The 16,449-nt window shown below is 68.2% G+C and carries 12 protein-coding genes; 1 reads left to right on the top strand and 11 read right to left on the bottom strand.

Annotated features, from left to right (window positions below; all coding sequences use genetic code 11):
* Positions 1 to 8: 8 nt before the first annotated feature.
* The 4 genes from ACT3S3_RS10060 to ACT3S3_RS10045 all read right to left on the bottom strand — a co-directional run bounded on the left by ACT3S3_RS10060 (position 9) and on the right by ACT3S3_RS10045 (position 5,787).
* A complete protein-coding gene (locus ACT3S3_RS10060; RefSeq protein WP_301443163.1) occupies positions 9 to 1,514 on the bottom strand; it encodes an aldehyde dehydrogenase family protein in 1,506 nt (501 codons plus the stop codon).
* Entirely contained in the window at positions 1,507 to 3,657 is a 2,151-nt protein-coding gene (gene betT, locus ACT3S3_RS10055; RefSeq protein WP_301443162.1) for a choline BCCT transporter BetT, read from the bottom strand. Before betT ends, ACT3S3_RS10060 begins: the two co-directional genes overlap by 8 nt.
* A 128-nt stretch (positions 3,658 to 3,785) precedes the next feature.
* The gene (hisS, locus tag ACT3S3_RS10050) at positions 3,786 to 5,093 is read right to left on the bottom strand and encodes a histidine--tRNA ligase (protein ID WP_441579623.1); all 1,308 of its coding nucleotides are present in this window, start codon (positions 5,091 to 5,093) and stop codon (positions 3,786 to 3,788) included.
* A 31-nt stretch (positions 5,094 to 5,124) separates the two neighbouring features.
* Positions 5,125 to 5,787, bottom strand: a complete 663-nt coding sequence (locus ACT3S3_RS10045; RefSeq protein WP_301442036.1) for an MBL fold metallo-hydrolase — start codon at positions 5,785 to 5,787, stop codon at positions 5,125 to 5,127.
* Between the two features lie 182 nt (positions 5,788 to 5,969).
* On the opposite strand from ACT3S3_RS10045, the gene ACT3S3_RS10040 reads away from it, so the two are divergent.
* Positions 5,970 to 6,815, top strand: a complete 846-nt coding sequence (locus tag ACT3S3_RS10040; protein ID WP_301442035.1) for a peptidylprolyl isomerase — start codon at positions 5,970 to 5,972, stop codon at positions 6,813 to 6,815.
* A 36-nt stretch (positions 6,816 to 6,851) separates the two neighbouring features.
* Here the strand turns inward: ACT3S3_RS10040 and ACT3S3_RS10035 are convergent, their stop codons facing one another.
* The 7 genes from ACT3S3_RS10035 to ruvB all read right to left on the bottom strand — a co-directional run bounded on the left by ACT3S3_RS10035 (position 6,852) and on the right by ruvB (position 16,432).
* Positions 6,852 to 9,122: a RelA/SpoT family protein gene (locus tag ACT3S3_RS10035; protein ID WP_301442034.1), complete on the bottom strand. Its 2,271-nt coding sequence runs from the start codon at positions 9,120 to 9,122 to the stop codon at positions 6,852 to 6,854.
* A gap of 43 nt (positions 9,123 to 9,165) precedes the next feature.
* On the bottom strand, positions 9,166 to 9,708 hold the full coding sequence (locus ACT3S3_RS10030) for an adenine phosphoribosyltransferase (protein ID WP_301442033.1): 543 nt from the start codon (positions 9,706 to 9,708) through the stop codon (positions 9,166 to 9,168).
* On the bottom strand, positions 9,705 to 11,570 hold the full coding sequence (locus ACT3S3_RS10025) for an ABC transporter substrate-binding protein (protein ID WP_444626734.1): 1,866 nt from the start codon (positions 11,568 to 11,570) through the stop codon (positions 9,705 to 9,707). Before ACT3S3_RS10025 ends, ACT3S3_RS10030 begins: the two co-directional genes overlap by 4 nt.
* Positions 11,571 to 11,592: 22 nt before the next feature.
* Entirely contained in the window at positions 11,593 to 12,837 is a 1,245-nt protein-coding gene (gene secF / locus ACT3S3_RS10020; RefSeq protein WP_444626732.1) for a protein translocase subunit SecF, read from the bottom strand.
* 2 nt (positions 12,838 to 12,839) lie between these two features.
* Entirely contained in the window at positions 12,840 to 14,714 is a 1,875-nt protein-coding gene (gene secD / locus ACT3S3_RS10015) for a protein translocase subunit SecD (RefSeq protein WP_444626731.1), read from the bottom strand.
* A 160-nt stretch (positions 14,715 to 14,874) separates the two neighbouring features.
* Positions 14,875 to 15,309 carry a preprotein translocase subunit YajC gene (gene yajC / locus ACT3S3_RS10010; RefSeq protein WP_301442029.1) on the bottom strand — a complete coding sequence of 145 codons (435 nt, stop codon included), beginning with the start codon at positions 15,307 to 15,309 and terminating at the stop codon, positions 14,875 to 14,877.
* Between the two features lie 28 nt (positions 15,310 to 15,337).
* Positions 15,338 to 16,432, bottom strand: a complete 1,095-nt coding sequence (gene ruvB, locus ACT3S3_RS10005) for a Holliday junction branch migration DNA helicase RuvB (protein WP_301442028.1) — start codon at positions 16,430 to 16,432, stop codon at positions 15,338 to 15,340.
* Between the last annotated feature and the right edge of the window lie 17 nt (positions 16,433 to 16,449).

The raw sequence follows: 16,449 nt of genomic DNA, 5'->3' as shown, positions 1-16,449 counted from the left end.
ACGGGGTACTACTTCTGGGGGAACCAGCCGGTCGCGGCCGGCTCGGTGTTCTCGTAGACGTGCTTGGCCTCGCGGTACTCCTCGAGTCCGGCCAGGCCGAGCTCGCGTCCGGTGCCGGAGGCCTTGAAGCCGCCCCACTCCGCCTGGGGGACGTAGGGGTGGTAGTCGTTGATCCACACCGTGCCGTGGCGCAGCGCCCGGGAGACCCGGTTCGCCACTCCCCGATCGCTGGTCCACACCGCGCCGGCCAGGCCGTACTCGGTGTGGTTTGCCGTGGCGATGGCCTCGGCCTCCGTGGTGAAGGTCTCCACGGTGATGACCGGGCCGAAGCCCTCCTCGACGACCGCGGGGTTCTCCGCGGTGCAGTTGTCGAGGACCGTCGGGGCGTAGAAGCAGCCCTTCTCCAGCTCGGGGCCGCCCCAGTGGCCGCCGCAGCGCAGGGTCGCGCCGGCCTCCACACCACGCCGGACGTAGTCGGTGACCTTGTCGCGGTGCTCCACCGAGATCAGCGGGCCGGTCTCGGCGGCCTCGTCGAAGGGACCGCCCATCACGATGCCCTCGGCACGGCGGACGAGCTCGTCGACGAAACGCTCCTTGATGCTCTCCTCGACGATCAGACGGGTGCCGGCCGAGCAGACCAGGCCGGAGTCCAGGAAACCGGCGTTGAGGGCGTTGTCCACGGCGGCGTCGAAGTCGGCGTCGGCGAAGACCACGTTCGGGTTCTTGCCGCCGAGCTCCAGGGCCAGCTTCTTGATGGACGGGGCCGCGGCGGCGGCGATGCGCTGACCGGTGACCAGACCACCGGTGAACGAGACCATGTCCACGTCCGGGTGCGATGACAGCGGCGCACCGGCCTCGGCACCCGCGCCGAGCACCAGGTTGGCCACACCGGCGGGCAGCCCGAGCTTGTCCAGCACGTCGATGATCAGGATGGCGGTGTGCGGGGTCAGTTCGGCGGGCTTGAGCACGAAGGTGTTGCCGGCGGCGATCGCCGGGGCGATCTTCCAGCTGGCCTGCAGCAGCGGGAAGTTCCACGGGGTGATCATCCCGCACACGCCGACGGGCTCGTAGACGACCCGGGAGATCACCGAGTCGTCCCCGGCGTCGATGATGCGGCCCGGGTGCTGGTCGGCGATCTTGCCGAAGAACCGGAAGCAGTTCATGATGTCGTCCATGTCGCCCTCGGCCTCGACCAGACGCTTGCCGGTGTCCAGGGCCTCGGCGCGGGCGAACTCGTCCTTGCGCTCGGCCATGGCGTCGGCGACCTTGAGCAGCAGGTCGCCACGGTAGGCAGCCGAGGTGGAGGACCACTCGCCGGCGTCGAAGGCCCGTCGGGCCGCGGCGATGGCCTTCTCGGTGTCGGCGGAGGTCGCCTCGGAGACCACGGCGACGACGCTGCCGTCCGCCGGGCAGGTCACGGTTCGGGTGCCGCCGTCGGCCGCGGCGGTCCAGGCGCCGTCGATGTACAGCGACCAGGGGGTGTCCTGGGGGGTGTCCCGGATGGTGTCAGTCATTGCTGTTCTCTCTTCCTGTCTGTTCAGGGTCGTTGTCGTCGTTGGTCCACAGCGAGGGTGCCGTGCCGTGGGCGTCGGCGGTGGGGGTACCACCGTCACCGGTCAGGGACATGTACTCCACGTGCACCTCATAGGAGTCCAGGACATCCGAGATGACCTGGTCCTTCGAGTAGCCGAGGATGTTGTGGCCGCGTGAACCGGTCGCCGAGAAGACCTCGAGCGTGAAGTACACGTCGTGGTCCACGTTAAGGTTCACCGCGAAGTTCGGCACCTGCCCCGGCACCGGGTACGCCTGGTACTTGAAGTCGTCCTGGCCCGGGAACCGGACCAGCAGGTCGACGAAGTCGATCGGGTACTCCGGGTGTGTGTCGCGGGTGAGCGAGACGTCCAGGCCGAGTTCGCGCAGTTCCTCGGCGACCTCGGTGATGGCCGGCGCCGCGGTGCTCTCCACGTAGGCCTGGGTCTCCTTCGCCGAGGGGAAGCTCATCCGGCGCTTGAGCCGGTTGCGCCACGCCAGTCGCGGCTGCGGGGTTCCCGCCCGGTCGGACAGCGCGCCGGGCAGGGAGAGCGCCCGGGACTGCAACCAGTGGGCCTCGGCGCCCAGGACCCGCCAGATGCTGAACATCAGCAGGTACATGATCACCGAGAACGGCAGCCCGATGAGCACCGTCGCCGCCTGCAGTGTGTAGACACCGCCGATGAGCAGCATCACCAGCGTCAGCGCACCGGTGAGCACCGCCCACACGATCCGCAGCCACGGCGGGCCGTCCGCGTCCTCCACCGAGGGCTTGGACGTGATGTTCGCCATCACCAGCGAACCGGAGTCCGCCGAGGTGACGTAGAACAGCAGGCCGGTCAGCACGGCCAGGGCCACCGCGAAGGTCGATCCCGGGTACTGCTGCAGCAGCAGGAAGAACCCGGACTCCGGGGTGTCCACCGCGGTCTGCAGGAACTCCTCGTCGCCGTCGCGGAAGAAGCCGAGGGCGGCGTTGCCGAAGATCGAGATCCAGATCGCGATGAAGGCGAAGGGGATCACGAGCACGCCGAGGATGAACTGGCGCAGGGTGCGTCCGCGCGAGATCCGGGCCAGGAACAGGCCCACGAAGGGTGCCCAGGCGATCCACCAGGCCCAGAAGAACAGTGTCCAGTCCGACTGCCACTGGTCCGCCGGGTAGTCGGCGGCACCGTCGGTGTAGGCGAAGGTGTTCATGATCATCGAGGGGAACCGGGCCACGAAGTCGCCGAGGTTCTGCACCAGGGCGTTGAGCAGCTCGGCGGTCCGGCCCATGACCACGATCCACACCATCAGCGCCAGGGCCAGCCACACGTTGAGCTCGGAGAGCCGGCGGATGCCCTTGTCCACGCCGGAGACCGTGGAGATGACGGTGATCAGCACGGAAAGGCCGATCAGGGCGACCTGGACGCCGGTGTTCGTGGGGATCCCGAAGATCTCGGAGAGACCGTAGTTCAGGAACACCACGCCGATGCCCAGGGAGACGGCGATGCCGAAGGCGGTGCCGATGGCCGCGGCGATGTCCACGCCGTGGCCGATCGCGCCGTGGATGCGGCGTCCGAAGACCGGGGCCAGGGCCGAGCGGATGCTCAGCGGCATGTGGTAGCGGTAGGCGAACAGGCCGAAGGCCATCCCCATCAGGGCGTACATCGCCCAGCCCGGGATGCCGTAGTGGAACATCGTCCACAGCGGGGCCATGCGGGCGGCCTCGTCGGAGAGCTCGGCGGTCTCCGGCGGGGTGAGGTAGTTCGTCGCGGGGCCCGAGACGCCGAAGAACATCAGGTCCACACCGATGCCGGCGGCGAAGAGCATTGCGCCCCAGGTGAACATCCCGAACCGTGGCTGCGAGTGGTCCGGGCCGATCTTGGTGTTGCCCACGCGGCGAAACGCGATCACCAGGACGAAGACCACCACCACCCCGGCGGTCAACACGTAGTACCAGCCCAGGTTGGTGGAGACCCACTCCTTGACCGTGTTGATCACGTTGTCCGCGGAGTCCGGGGCCAGCCAGGCCCAGACCACGAAGGCGACCATCAGTCCGGCGGACACAATAAACACCGGCCAGTTGACCGGTGAACTGCGTGCTGCCGTCGTTGACTCCCCGCCTCCCGGGGACTCAGATTCTTCCATGAAAATACTCCTCTGGGCTCAGTGTGAGGTCTCTGCGCCTGAATATAACTTTCAGGATTCAGAGACAAGGCTAGCCCATCGGAGCACCCGCCACCCCCGGTTGAGGAGAGGCTAAGGTCAGAGCAAGATCAGGCGGTTACTTCCGCTAATGCCCTGGTTACAACCTGCTCCACATCCTCTACCGCGACCTCGGTCTGCTGACGGGTCGACAGGTCGCGCAACACCACGGTGCCGTCCCGGAGCTCGTTGTCGCCCAGGACCAGAGCGAAGAGGGCGCCCGCCCGGTCCGCGCCCTTCATCGCGCCCTTGAGACCACGGTCGCCGTAGGACATGTCGGCGCTGACGCCGGCGCGGCGCAGCCGGTCGACGACCACCGCCATCCGACGCTTCGCGTCGGCACCCATCGGCACGCCGTAGACGTCGACACGGCGTCCCGTCGTCGGCGAGACACCCTCGGCCTCCAGGGCGAGCACGGTGCGGTCCACGCCGAGACCGAACCCGATGCCGGAGAGGTCCTGGCCGCCCAGCTGGGCCATCAGGCCGTCGTAGCGTCCTCCCCCGCCGATGCCGGACTGCGCGCCGAGTCCGTCGTGGACGAACTCGAAGCAGGTCTTGGTGTAGTAGTCCAGCCCGCGCACGAGGCGGGGGTTCAGGGTGTAGGACACGCCCATGTCGTCGAGGGTGCCGGTCACGGTCTCGAAGTGCTCCCGGGCCGCGTCGGACAGGTTGTCCGGCATCAACGGGGCGTCCGCCATCATCTCGCGGACCTCCGGGCGCTTGTCGTCGAGCACGCGCAGCGGGTTGATCTCGGCACGTCGACGGGTCTCCTCGTCCAACGGCAGGGCGAAGAGGAACTCCTGCAGCTTCGCGCGGTACTGCGGGCGGCAGGTCTCGTCGCCCAGCGTGGAGAGTTCAAGGCGGAAGTCCGAGAGCCCGAGCGCGCGGTAACAGCGGTCGGCCATGGCCACGACCTCGGCGTCCAACGTGGGGTCGTCGACGCCGATCGCCTCGACGCCGACCTGCTGGAGCTGGCGGTAGCGTCCCGCCTGCGGACGCTCGTAGCGGAAGAACGGGCCGGAGTAGGTCAGCTTCACCGGAAGCTGGCCGCGGTCGAGGTTGTGCTCGATCACCGAACGCATCACCCCGGCGGTGCCCTCCGGACGCAGGGTCACCGAGCGGCCACCACGGTCCTCGAAGGTGTACATCTCCTTGGAGACCACGTCCGTGGACTCCCCCACCCCGCGGGCGAACAGGGCGGTCTCCTCGAAGACCGGCAGTTCGATGTGGCCGTAGCCGGACTTGTGGATGACCTCCTCGAACGTGCTGCGCACAGCATGGAACGCCGCGGATGCCGGGGGCACGTAGTCCGGCACCCCCTTGGGGCCGGCGAACGATTGGACCTGTCCGGTGGAACCGGTGCTGCTGGAGTCACTCACGGGGGTCAACTATAGCGACCCGGCCGTCGGCTCACACGACCCCCTGCAGGAAGCCGTTCTGCTCCTTCTCCGTGCCCACCGTCGTCGCCGGGCCGTGACCGGGCACCACGGTGTCCTCCCCGTCGAAGGTCTCCACCAGGCGGCGCAGGCTGTCGACCATCACCGCCGGCTCGGAGAACGGCAGGTCGGTGCGTCCCACCCCTCCGCGGAAGAGCACGTCGCCGCCGAGGATCAGGCCCTGGCCCTCGACCTCGCCGCGGAACATCACCGAGCCCGGCGAGTGCCCGGGCATGTGGTGGGCGGTGAACCCCACCCCGCAGATGTCCAGCACGTCGCCGTCGGCGACGGGCGTGGGGACCTCCGGGGTCTCCATCGTGGCCACGTCGTGCGCCTCGCCGGACGGTCCCATCGCGTCGAGCACCTCGCGCTGCAGGAAGACGTTGTCCGCCGGGTGCATGTGGGACGCCACGGCGTAGGTGGCCTGCACCGAAGGCAGGTCGCGGACGTGGTCGATGTGACCGTGGGTCAGCACGATCTGCGTGACCCGCAGCCCCTTCTCCGCCACGGCCTGCTCGATCAGTGCCGCGGCCCCCATCCCCGGGTCCACGACGGTGGCCTCGGCCCCGTCGTGCAGGAGCAGGCAGTTCGTCTCGAACGGGCCGGTGGGCAATACTTCCACGGTGAGGTTCGCCATGGCCGCCACCCTACCGTCCGGCGCGGCCCGGATTCACCGGCGAGGTGGATCCCGGGGCAGATTCACAGGCGACAAGGTGGCGTGCTGCTGGAGTAAGCAGGTGCGGGGTGGAACAATGGGGCAGTCGATCACGACCGATCACATCCGATCACGACCATCCCCGAGGGAAAGGCCACGGAGCTTTGTCCGACAACTCCTCCCGCCGCGACGCGGCACTCAAGAATCTCGACAAGGAACTGAAGTCGAGGGCACGGCGCGAAAAGCTGCGCCCCCTCGGCGTCACGCTGGCCACCCTGGTCGTGCTCGTCGCCCTGGTCGGCGGCATCTACATCGCCGCCACGGCCGGTGGCGGCGACGAAGACGACCAGGAGAACCTCGCCGACGGCCAGAGCTCCGCCCCGAGCACCCCGGAGACCGAGGAGGCCTCGGCCCCGCAGGAGTGCGCCTACAACGAGTCCGGCGACGCCGCCAAGGAGGTCTCCGTGCCCAGTGCCGACGACCTGCGCACGGACGGCACCTCGGACGTCACCCTGGCCACCAACAAGGGCGACATCGGCGTGACCCTGGACTACGGCCAGGCCCCCTGTGCCGCCACCAGCTTCGAGCACCTCGCCTCGGAGGACTTCTACAACGACACCACCTGCCACCGCGTGGTCGTCAGCGACTCCATGAAGATCCTGCAGTGCGGTGACCCTGCCGGTGACGGTTCCGGCGGCCCCGGCTACTCCTTCCCCGACGAGTACCCCGTCTGGAACGAGGACGGCGAGCCGGTCGAGGAGGAGGGCCAGTACAAGCGCGGCGTGCTCGCGATGGCCAACAGCGGCGAGAACACCAACGGCTCCCAGTTCTTCCTCGTCGACGACGAGACCCAGCTGCCCAACGACTACACCATCTTCGGCACCATCTCCGAGGACGGGCTGAGCACCCTGGACTCCATCATCGAGGAGAACGAGGGTCAGCACGAGGACACCGGCGGCGACGGCGAGCCCGTCGACGAGGTCCGCATCGAGAGCGCCACGGTCGCCTGACACCCCGCGTCCGGTAGGTCGCGCCGTCGGCGCGTCCTACCCCCCGGTGGTGACGCGGTAGACGTCGTAGACGCCCTCCACGTTGCGCAGCTGGTTCATCAGGTAACCCAGCTGCTTGGTGTCCGACACCTCGAAGGTGAACCGGCACATCGCCACCCGGTCCTCCGCCACGTGAGTGCTCGTGGCGATGATCGGCACCTTCTGTTCACTGACCACACGAGTGACCTCGCTGAGCAGGCCCGTGCGGTCCAGGCCCTCGATCTGCAGGGTGACCACGAAGACCGCGTCGCGCACGTCCGAGGCCCACGCCACGTCGATGAGGCGCTCCGGCTCTGAGTGCAGCTTCTCGGAGTTGGTGCAGTCCGTACGGTGCACCGACACCCCGCCACCCTTGGTGATGAAGCCGAAGATCTCGTCGCCGGGCACCGGGGTACAGCACTTGGCGAGCTTCGCCGAGAAATCCGAGTTGCCCTGCACCAGCACACCGGAGCCGTCACCACGGCCGGACTGGACCTGCTGCTGCGGGGTCGTGCGACGCACCGCGGGGGCCGGGGCGACCGGCTGGTCGTCCTCGTCGGCGTCGCCCTGGTAGATGTCCTGCAGCATGTGGACCACATGCCCGGCGGTGACCCCGCCCTTGCCGATGGCGTCGTACAGGTCGTCCACGGAATCGCGGGAGAGCTGCGTAGCCACCGTGCGCAACGCCGTGGCCGTCACCAGACGCTGCAACGGGATACCCGTACGCTGCGCCTCGGCCGCCAGAGCCTCCTTGCCCTTCTCCAGGGTCTCCTCGCGGCGCTCCTTGTTGAACCAGGTGCGGATGCGGTTACGCGCCCGCGGGGAGACCACGAACTTCTCCCAGTCCTTCGACGGACCCGCGGTCGAGTCCTTCGAGGTGAAGATCTCCACCTTGTCGCCGGTCTTGAGCGGCGACTCCAACGCGACCAGCTTGCCGTTGACCTTCGCACCGATGCACCGGTGGCCGACCTCGGTGTGCACCGCGTAGGCGAAGTCCACCGGGGTGGCGTCCGTGGGCAGTGTCACCGCGTCGCCACGGGGGGTGAACACGAAGATCTGGGTCGTCGAGAGGTCGTAGCGCAGCGAGTCCAGGAACTCGTTGGGGTCCGCGGCCTCCTTCTGCCAGTCGAGCAGCTGACGCATCCACGCCATCTGGTCGACCTCGGCGGCGTCGCCCTTGTGCGAGCCCTTGGTCTCCTTGTAGCGCCAGTGGGCGGCGATGCCGTACTCCGCCTGGTAATGCATCTCGTGGGTACGGATCTGCACCTCCAGCACCTTGGCGTCCGGCCCGATGACCGTGGTGTGCAGCGAGCGGTACACGTCGAAGCGCGGCTGGGAGATGTAGTCCTTGAACCGGCCGGGCATCGGCTGGTACTGCGAGTGCACCGCGCCGACGGCGGCGTAGCAGTCGCGGATCTCGTCGACGAGGATGCGGATGCCCACCAAGTCGAAGATCTCGTCGAAGTCGCGGCCGCGCACGATCATCTTCTGGTAGATCGACCAGTAGTGCTTCGGCCGGCCCACCACCTCGGCGGTGATGTGCGAGTCGCGCAGCGTGGACTGGATGTCGTTGATGACCTTCGCCAGGTACTGGTCACGCTTGGGCGCACGGTCGGCGACGAGCCGGACGATCTCCTCGTACTTCTTCGGGTACAGGATCGCGAAGGACAGGTCCTCCAGCTCCCACTTGATCGTGGCCATGCCCAGGCGGTGCGCCAGCGGTGCGATGACCTCCAGGGTCTGCCGGGCCTTCTTGGCCTGCTTCTCCGGCGGCAGGAAACGCATCGTGCGCATGTTGTGCAGCCGGTCGGCGACCTTGATCACCAGCACGCGCGGGTCGTGGGCCATGGCCACGATCATCTTGCGGATCGTCTCGGCCTCGGCCGCGGAACCCAGGGCGACCTTGTCCAGCTTGGTCACCCCGTCCACCAGCTGGGTGACCTCGGCGCCGAAGTCGGCGGTGAGGTCGTCGAGGGAATAGTCGGTGTCCTCGACCGTGTCGTGCAGCAGCGCGGCGACCAGCGTGGTGGTGTCCATGCCGATCTCCGCGGCGATGGTCGCCACGGCAAGCGGGTGGGTGATGTAGGGCTCCCCCGACTTACGCAGCACCCCGGAGTGCAGGCGTTCTGCGGTGGTGTAGGCGCGGCTGAGGATCTCGACGTCGGCCTTGGGGTGGTAGCGCCGGTGCACGGCGATCAGCGGCCCCAGCACGGGGTTGATCCTGCTCTTGCCGGTGAGGCTGCGCGCGATACGCGCGGCCATCCACAGCGAGTTCTTCTCGTTCGTCATGCCTCACCGTTTCCCTACTGTGTGCAGCGTGTGAACGACAAGCCTACTGTCCGCGGGAAACCACGTACAACGGAAGGTCCCCCAAACGTTTCGCACCCTGCAGTTCCGGGACCTCCAGGGCCACGGCGACACCCACGGTGATCGCGCCGGCCTTGTCCAGCAGGGCACGTGCGGCGACCAGCGTGCCGCCGGTGGCGAGCACGTCGTCGACGAGCAGGACGCGGCGTCCGTGCACGTCGAGGCCCTCCGAGGGGATCTCCAGGGCGGCGGTGCCGTACTCCAGGGCGTAGTCCTGGTGGAACACCGGCGGCGGGAGCTTGCCCGCCTTGCGCAGCGCGAGCACACCGACACCGAGTTGCAGGGCGACCGCGGAGCCGAGCAGGAAGCCGCGGGCGTCGAGGCCGGCGACGACGTCGATGTCGAACTCGCGGCAGACGTCGGCCATCTCGGTGACGATCGTGCGGAAGGCCGTTCCGTCGGCGAGGACGGGGGTCAGGTCCTGGAAGACGATCCCGGGCCCCGGGAAGTCCGGGACGTGTCGGGTCTTGGCCGCCAGGGCGGTCCTGGCGTCCGGGTAGTCAGTCACTGCTCGTCCTCACTGTTTTCACTGTCGTCACTGTCGTCACTGTTGCTGCTGCTGGGCTCGGTCGGCGCCGTGGTCGGTGCCGAGGTCGTCGGGAAGTCCGGGGAGACCCAGCGGTCCATGTTCCAGCTCATGCCGGTCTCGCCGGGGTTGTCGACCACGTTGGACAGGCCACGGTCCACCGCAACCGAGCGGGGCTCGGCGGTCAACGGCACGGTCGCCGTCGAGTCCGCCAGGACGTTCTCGGCGTCACGCAGCTGGCTGACCGTGGCCGTGCCCGAGGCGCCCGACGACGCCGGGAACGAGACCTGCGGGTTCTGGCCGAAGGTCGACCGGGTCTCCAGCAGGGCGTCGTAGTCGGTGCCGAGGCCGTCGAGGTCGTCGACACCCAGCGGGACCGGCACCACGGTCACGTCCGCGGCGGAGCAGGACTCGACGAGGGTGTCGACCATCGCCCGGTAGCGTGCCACGTCGGAGAAGTAGCCGACGCGCACGGTCGTCCCGCCCAGGCGGTCGGTGGTCGGCGCGGTGTCGGTGTTGTTGTTGCGGGCGGCGATGTCGCCGAGGTTCTCCCCTGCCTGGGCGCCGGGGGCGATCAGCCGGAAGGGTGCCTCGTCGACGGTGATGCCGGACTCCGACTTCACCGCGTCGGCCACCGCACTGCGGTCCACGCAGCGCGCGAAGGCGCGCCGGTTCTCCGCGGAGTCGAAGATGCCGCTGTCCGACAGCGTCAGACCGTCGACACGGGTGCCGGAGCCACGGGTCACGGCGAAGCGTCCGGAGACGTCGTCGGAGTCCGAGAGGTCCGGGGCGGTCTCGTCGGTGTCCGCCCGGATGCCGTCATCACCGTCCTCTGCACCGTCGGCACCGTCGGCGTCATCGCTGCCGGTCGTCTCGCTGGACGGTGCACCGGTCTCGGTTGCCGTGTCAGTCGCCGTCTGCGTCCCTGTCTCCGGAGCGACCTCGAGGCCCGCGGCCACCGGGTCGGTCTCAGGGGGGACGTCGGCGACGTAGAGCCGGTAGTCCGAGGAGAGCTGCTCGAAGTCGGGTCCCTCGATGCCGGCACCGGGACCCGACCACATCACGACCTCGTCCAGACCGGGGCGCACCCCGGTCCACTCCGGGTTGACGGTGAGCGCCAGGGAGCCGTCCTCACCACGGGAGGCCACCCGGTACGGCCCGTAGGTCGGGACCTGCGAGGGGTCGGTCTCGGCGACGCGGAAGGTGGAGCTCCACTCCCGGCCCAGGTCGGCCAGAGCATCCTGGTCGCCGGTGTCGATGGCACCGACCACGTCGTACACGCCGGCGCGCTCGGCCACGGTGTGCGAGGGCAGAACCTCGCCGACACTGAACAGCTCGCGGTAACGGCTGCCCATGCCCCGGTCGAACTCGATGCTGAAGTCACGCTGACCGGCGTCGCAGTTGAAGTCCTTGACCCGGGCGGTCAGGCCCAGGTCGGAGGAGAACAGGTCCGGGTACTTCGATGCCACCCACGTCAGCAGGAAGTCGTCGCAGACCACCGGGGCGCCGTCGGAGTAGGTCACCTGGTCGCTGATCCGGTAGTTGACGATGTCGCCGTTGTCCGCCGAGGGCGTCGCCCTCACCAGGTCGGTGTTCGGCAACAGCCGTCCGTCCGGCCCGGTGAGGTAGGAGCCCGGGTACAGGCGTGCGGACACCTTCGCCGCATCGGTCGCCGCGCCCTGGGCGCTCGCGGCGTTGAGGGTCACGATCGGGCGTGGCAGTGCGTAGCCGAACAGCGGGTCGGACGCGTCCTCGACTCCGTCGTCGGAGGAGCACGCCACCACCCCGAAGGCCACCGCCGTGGCCGTGAGGAGAGCCGCCGGACGGCGGAATCGATGCGTCATCGTCCTGTCTTTCCTTGTGAGATTACATCCCGGGCCGCCAGGTGCGGCCCCTGTCCTGACCGGGTTCGGTGTCCCCGCCGTGCGAGTGCGGCGGCAACGTGACGGTGCGCCGCGGCTGCTCGTCGGCCGCTTCGGCGGCCGGGCCGTCCTGCGCGGCCTCGTCGCCGGAGGCGTCAGCAGCGGACTGGTCCGCCGGTACGACGCTGCGGTCCGCGGCGAGTTCGCGGGCGCGGGCGACCTTGCGGTCGTGCTCGACCATCTTCTTCTGGCGGCTCTTCAGGGTCACCAGCAGCGGCGCCGAGAAGTAGATCGAGCTGAAGGTACCGGCGATCACGCCCACGAACTGGACCAGGGCCAGGTCCTTGAGCGTGCCGACACCCATCAGCCACACCGCCACGACCAGCAGCGAGGCAATCGGGACCACGGAGAACAGCGAGGTGTTCAACGACCTCATCACCGTCTGGTTGATCGCCAGGTTGACCTGTTCACCGTAGGTGGAGCGCGTCGAGCTGAACACGTCCTGCGTGTTCTCGTGGACCTTGTCGAACACGATCACGGTGTCGTAGAGCGAGTACGCCAGAATCGTCAGCAGGCCGATGATCGTGGCCGGTGAGACCTCGAATCCGACGAGCGAGTAGATGCCGGCGACGAAGATGCCGTCCAGCAGCAGGGTGACGATCGCGGAGATCGCCATGTCGCGCTCCATGCGGATGGTGATGTAGACGAAGACGATCGCCAGGAACACCACCATGCCGATGACCATGCGTTCGGTGACCGACTGGCCCCAGGACTCCGACACGGTGGAGTCGCTGATGGCGTCGGGGCTGGGCTGGCCGGTCTGGTCGGTCGGCTCGAACTCATCGTAGAGCGCGACCCGTGCCTCACGGATCTGCTCGTCCGACAGACGCTCGGAGGCGACCTCGATGCTCTGGCTGTTGCCGCTGCCCACGGTCTGCACCGACTGCGGTGTCACACCGGTGGCGTCCTCGACGACCTCGGTGACCGAGGTCTCGGTGGCACCGTTGGACGGCGGCATGGTCAGCTTCGTGCCACCCTCCAGGTCGATGCCCAAGGTGAAGCCCTTGATCGCGATGACCAGGAAGCACAGCAAGGTCAGCAGCGCGTAGATCCAGTACCAGCGGCGCCGCTTGCCGACGAAGGCGAAGTTGGCCTCGCCGTTATAGGTCTTCTCGAGGATACCGGCGGGCTTGGGGGTAGGCGCGGTGGAAGACGTGTTGGAAGACGTGGTTTCAGTCGTCGCGTTCATGCTCACTGGTCCTTTCCGTTCTCAGTGGAGGACGCAGGGCCGTCCTGTGGAGCGCTGTCCGGATCGCCGTCGGGTTCTCCGTCCGGCTCGCTGTCGGGGACCGTCACGGGCTCGGAGCCTTCGGCCAGCTGGCCGGCGCGGCGGCGTTCCGCCGAGCGGAAGGCCGAGTGCAGGCCGTTGAGCTTCGGCGAGGCGAACTTCTCCGAGCGCGACATCAGGATCACCAGCGGTGCGGTGACCAGGAAGGCGATGACCACGTCGAAGACGGTGGACAGACCCAGGGTGAAGGCGAAGCCCTTGACGTCGCCGACGGCCACGAAGTACAGGACCAGGGAGGCGACGATGGACACCACGTTGCCCGTGATGATCGTGGCACGCGCCCGCTTCCAGGCGCGTGGCACCGCGGACCGGAAACTGTGCCCCTGTTGGATCATGTCCTTGATGCGTTCGAAGTAGACCACGAAAGAGTCCGCGGTCGTACCGATACCGATGATCAGACCGGCGATGCCGGCCAGGTCCAGGCTGTAGTCGATCCACCGGCCCAGCAGGACCAGGGCACCGTAGATCAGCAGACCCGAGGCGATCAACGAGAACACGGCGACGACACCGAAGCCGCGGTAGTAGATCAGCGACCAGAGCGCGACGAGGACCAGGCCGACCAGACCGGCGATGAGACCGGCCTGCAGTGCGGCGGTACCCATCGTCGGCGAGATCGTCTCGGCCGTACCGCCCTGCTCACCGTTCTCGCCGGTGAAGCTGAGCGGCAGCGCGCCGTAGCGCAGGTTGTTGGCGAGGTCGGACGCCTCGCTCTCGGTGAAGTCACCGGTGATCTCGGAGTCGCGGCCGGGGGGCGTCGGCGACTGCATCGTCGGTGCGGAGAGCACCTGGCTGTCGAGGGTGATGGCGACCTGCTGCTGGGCGTACTCCTGCCCGATGCGCTGCCAGGTCTCGCCACCGGGGGTGGCGTCGCCGGTCTTGAACCGGAAGGTGATCTTGATCTGGCCGGTCTCGGAGTCCAGTCCGCCGAAGATCTGCGAATCGGTGTCGATCATGTCACCGGTGAGGCGGGTCCCGTTCTCCTCGTCCTCCTGGCCATTGAGCAGCGGGGCCGGCTCCAGCAGGATCGGCTGACCCTCGCTGCAGCTGACCAGCGGCTTGGCGGCGTCGTCGGCACCGGCGAGCGGGTCGACGCCGTCCGAGCAGGTCATGAGGAAGGAGGCGGCGATCTGGGTGTTGGTGTCCTCGGACTGGCGGTCCTCACGCATCACCTCGGTGGTCTCCTGGCGCCGGTCGGCCTCCTCGATGGAGTTGGCCGGCTCGGCCGGTTCCTGCGCGGTGACGGTCGGGGTGTCCTCCGGGGTCTCCATACCCATCTGCTCGACGGTCGCCATGGCGTCCTCGAGCTTCTGGTCCGCCTCGTCGGCGGTGAGAATCCCGGTCTCGACCCAGCGGTCGGCCATCTCGGTGAGGACGTCGTTGAGACCGTCCTCGGGCATACCGCCCTGCATCACCGGACGGAAGAGCATCTGGGAGGTCTGGCCCAGGGTGCGTGCCTCGGAGGAGTCCTCGCCGGGAACGGTGATGACAAGGGAGTTGCCGTCGGAGACGACCTGGGCGCCACTGACACCCATGCCGTTGACACGTTCCTCGAGGATCCGGCGTGCCTGGCTCAGCTGGTCGCTGGTGGGCTCCTCGCCCTGTGGCACCAGGGTGACCCGGGTACCGCCTTGCAGGTCGATGCCCAGCTTCGGCGTGGGGCTCTTGTCACCGGTGAAGAATACGAGGCCGTAGATCACGACCAGGATGGCGACGAAGAGCAGAAGTGCCTGCTTAGGCCACCTTCTTGCTCTGGCGGCCGTTGAGCCCTTGGAACTCACTCGGGTTACTCCTGAAGTTTCGGGGATGTCGGCAACATGGGCATGACAAAAGAACCACCGCCATGTCGTCGACTGAGTCTAGACCCTCCGGCTGGCAACGTGGGTCATCACGGTCTCACCGGAGGGGTGTGTGGGGAAGGAACTGAGGTGGCGGGACCGGTTACGACCGGGGCGTGTCGCCGTCGTCCTTACGCTCGTCGCCGTTGAACGGGTTGTCCATGGCCTCGTCCTGACGGTCCTCGAAGGGCTCCACGGTGTCGAAGTTCTCGAACTCGGAGGCCGGAGCTTCCTCGGCCACGACGTTCTCCTCGACGGCCCCGTCGGCCTCGCCACCCTGGTCGGTCTCCACCAGCTTGAGCACGGCGGTGCGGTCCCAGGTGGTGGTCACGCCGGGTGCGAGCTCGACGTCGACGGTGGTGGTGCCCACCTCGACGAGCCGGGCGTGGATGCCCGAGGTCATCTGCACGATCATTCCGGGTTCCAGCTGTGACTGGAAGGTCTTGATCTGATTGATCTGCTTCGACTGCTTACGCATCGACAGGACGGGCAGGCCGAGGAAGACAAGGACAATCAGAATCAGAAGAAAGGGTTCCATGCGGCCAGTCTGCCACACGGGTGTTTGGTCACCTATCGGCCGGTTGTTCCAGTCCGAGGTGCCGCCAGGCCGCCGGCGTGGCGGTCCTCCCGCGGGGCGTGCGCGAGACCATACCGGCCCGCACCAGGTAGGGCTCGCAGACCTCCTCGACGGTGGTGGGTTCCTCCCCCACCGCGACCGCCAGGGTGTTCACCCCGACGGGACCACCGTTGTGGCCACGCACCAGAGCGTCCAGGACCGCCCGGTCGAGCCGGTCGAGACCGAGCTCGTCGACGTCGAAGATCTGCAGCGCGGCGCGGGCGACGTCCACGCTGATCGTCCCGTCACCCTCGACCTCGGCGTAGTCACGCACGCGGCGCAGCAGGCGGTTGGCGATACGCGGGGTGCCCCGCGACCGGGAGGCGATCTCCACGGCGGCGTCCGCGGTCACGGTTACCCCGAGGATGCCGGCGGCGCGGGTGACCACACGGGTGAGGTCGGCGGTGTCGTAGAACTCCATCTGCGCGGTGAAGCCGAAGCGGTCGCGCAGCGGCCCGGTGAGCATGCCGGCACGCGTGGTGGCGCCGACGAGGGTGAATTGCGGCAGTTCGATCGGGATCGAGGTAGCCCCGGGCCCCTTGCCCACGATCACGTCGATCCGGAAGTCCTCCATCGCCATGTAGAGCATCTCCTCCGCCGGGCGGGCCATGCGGTGGATCTCGTCGATGAACAGGACGTCGCCCTCGATGAGGTTCGACAGCATCGCCGCGAGGTCGCCGGCGCGTTCCAGGGCCGGCCCCGACGTCATGCGGACCGAGGAGCCGAGTTCCTGGGCGATGATCATGGCCATGGTCGTCTTACCGAGCCCGGGAGGCCCGGCGAGCAGCACGTGGTCGGGGGCGACGTTGCGCGCCTTCGCCCCGCCGAGGACCAGCTCCAGCTGGCTGCGGACCTTCGGCTGGCCGATGAACTCGCCCAGTGAGCGAGGACGCAGCGAGAGCTCGGCGTCGCCCTCCCCGGGCTGGGGCGTCGGCGAGAGGTCCTCGTTGACGCCGCTGCCGCTGCCGCCGAACCCTGCGCCTCCCCCGCTGTTCGTCACCCCGGCCGAGCCGGTGTCGAACTCGGTGCGTTCGATGTCACCCATCTGTTCTCCTTCTTGTA

The organism is Corynebacterium sp. AOP40-4SA-5, from assembly GCF_052377355.1.
Classification (GTDB): domain Bacteria; phylum Actinomycetota; class Actinomycetes; order Mycobacteriales; family Mycobacteriaceae; genus Corynebacterium.
This window is presented reverse-complemented; position numbering and strand designations above follow the sequence as displayed.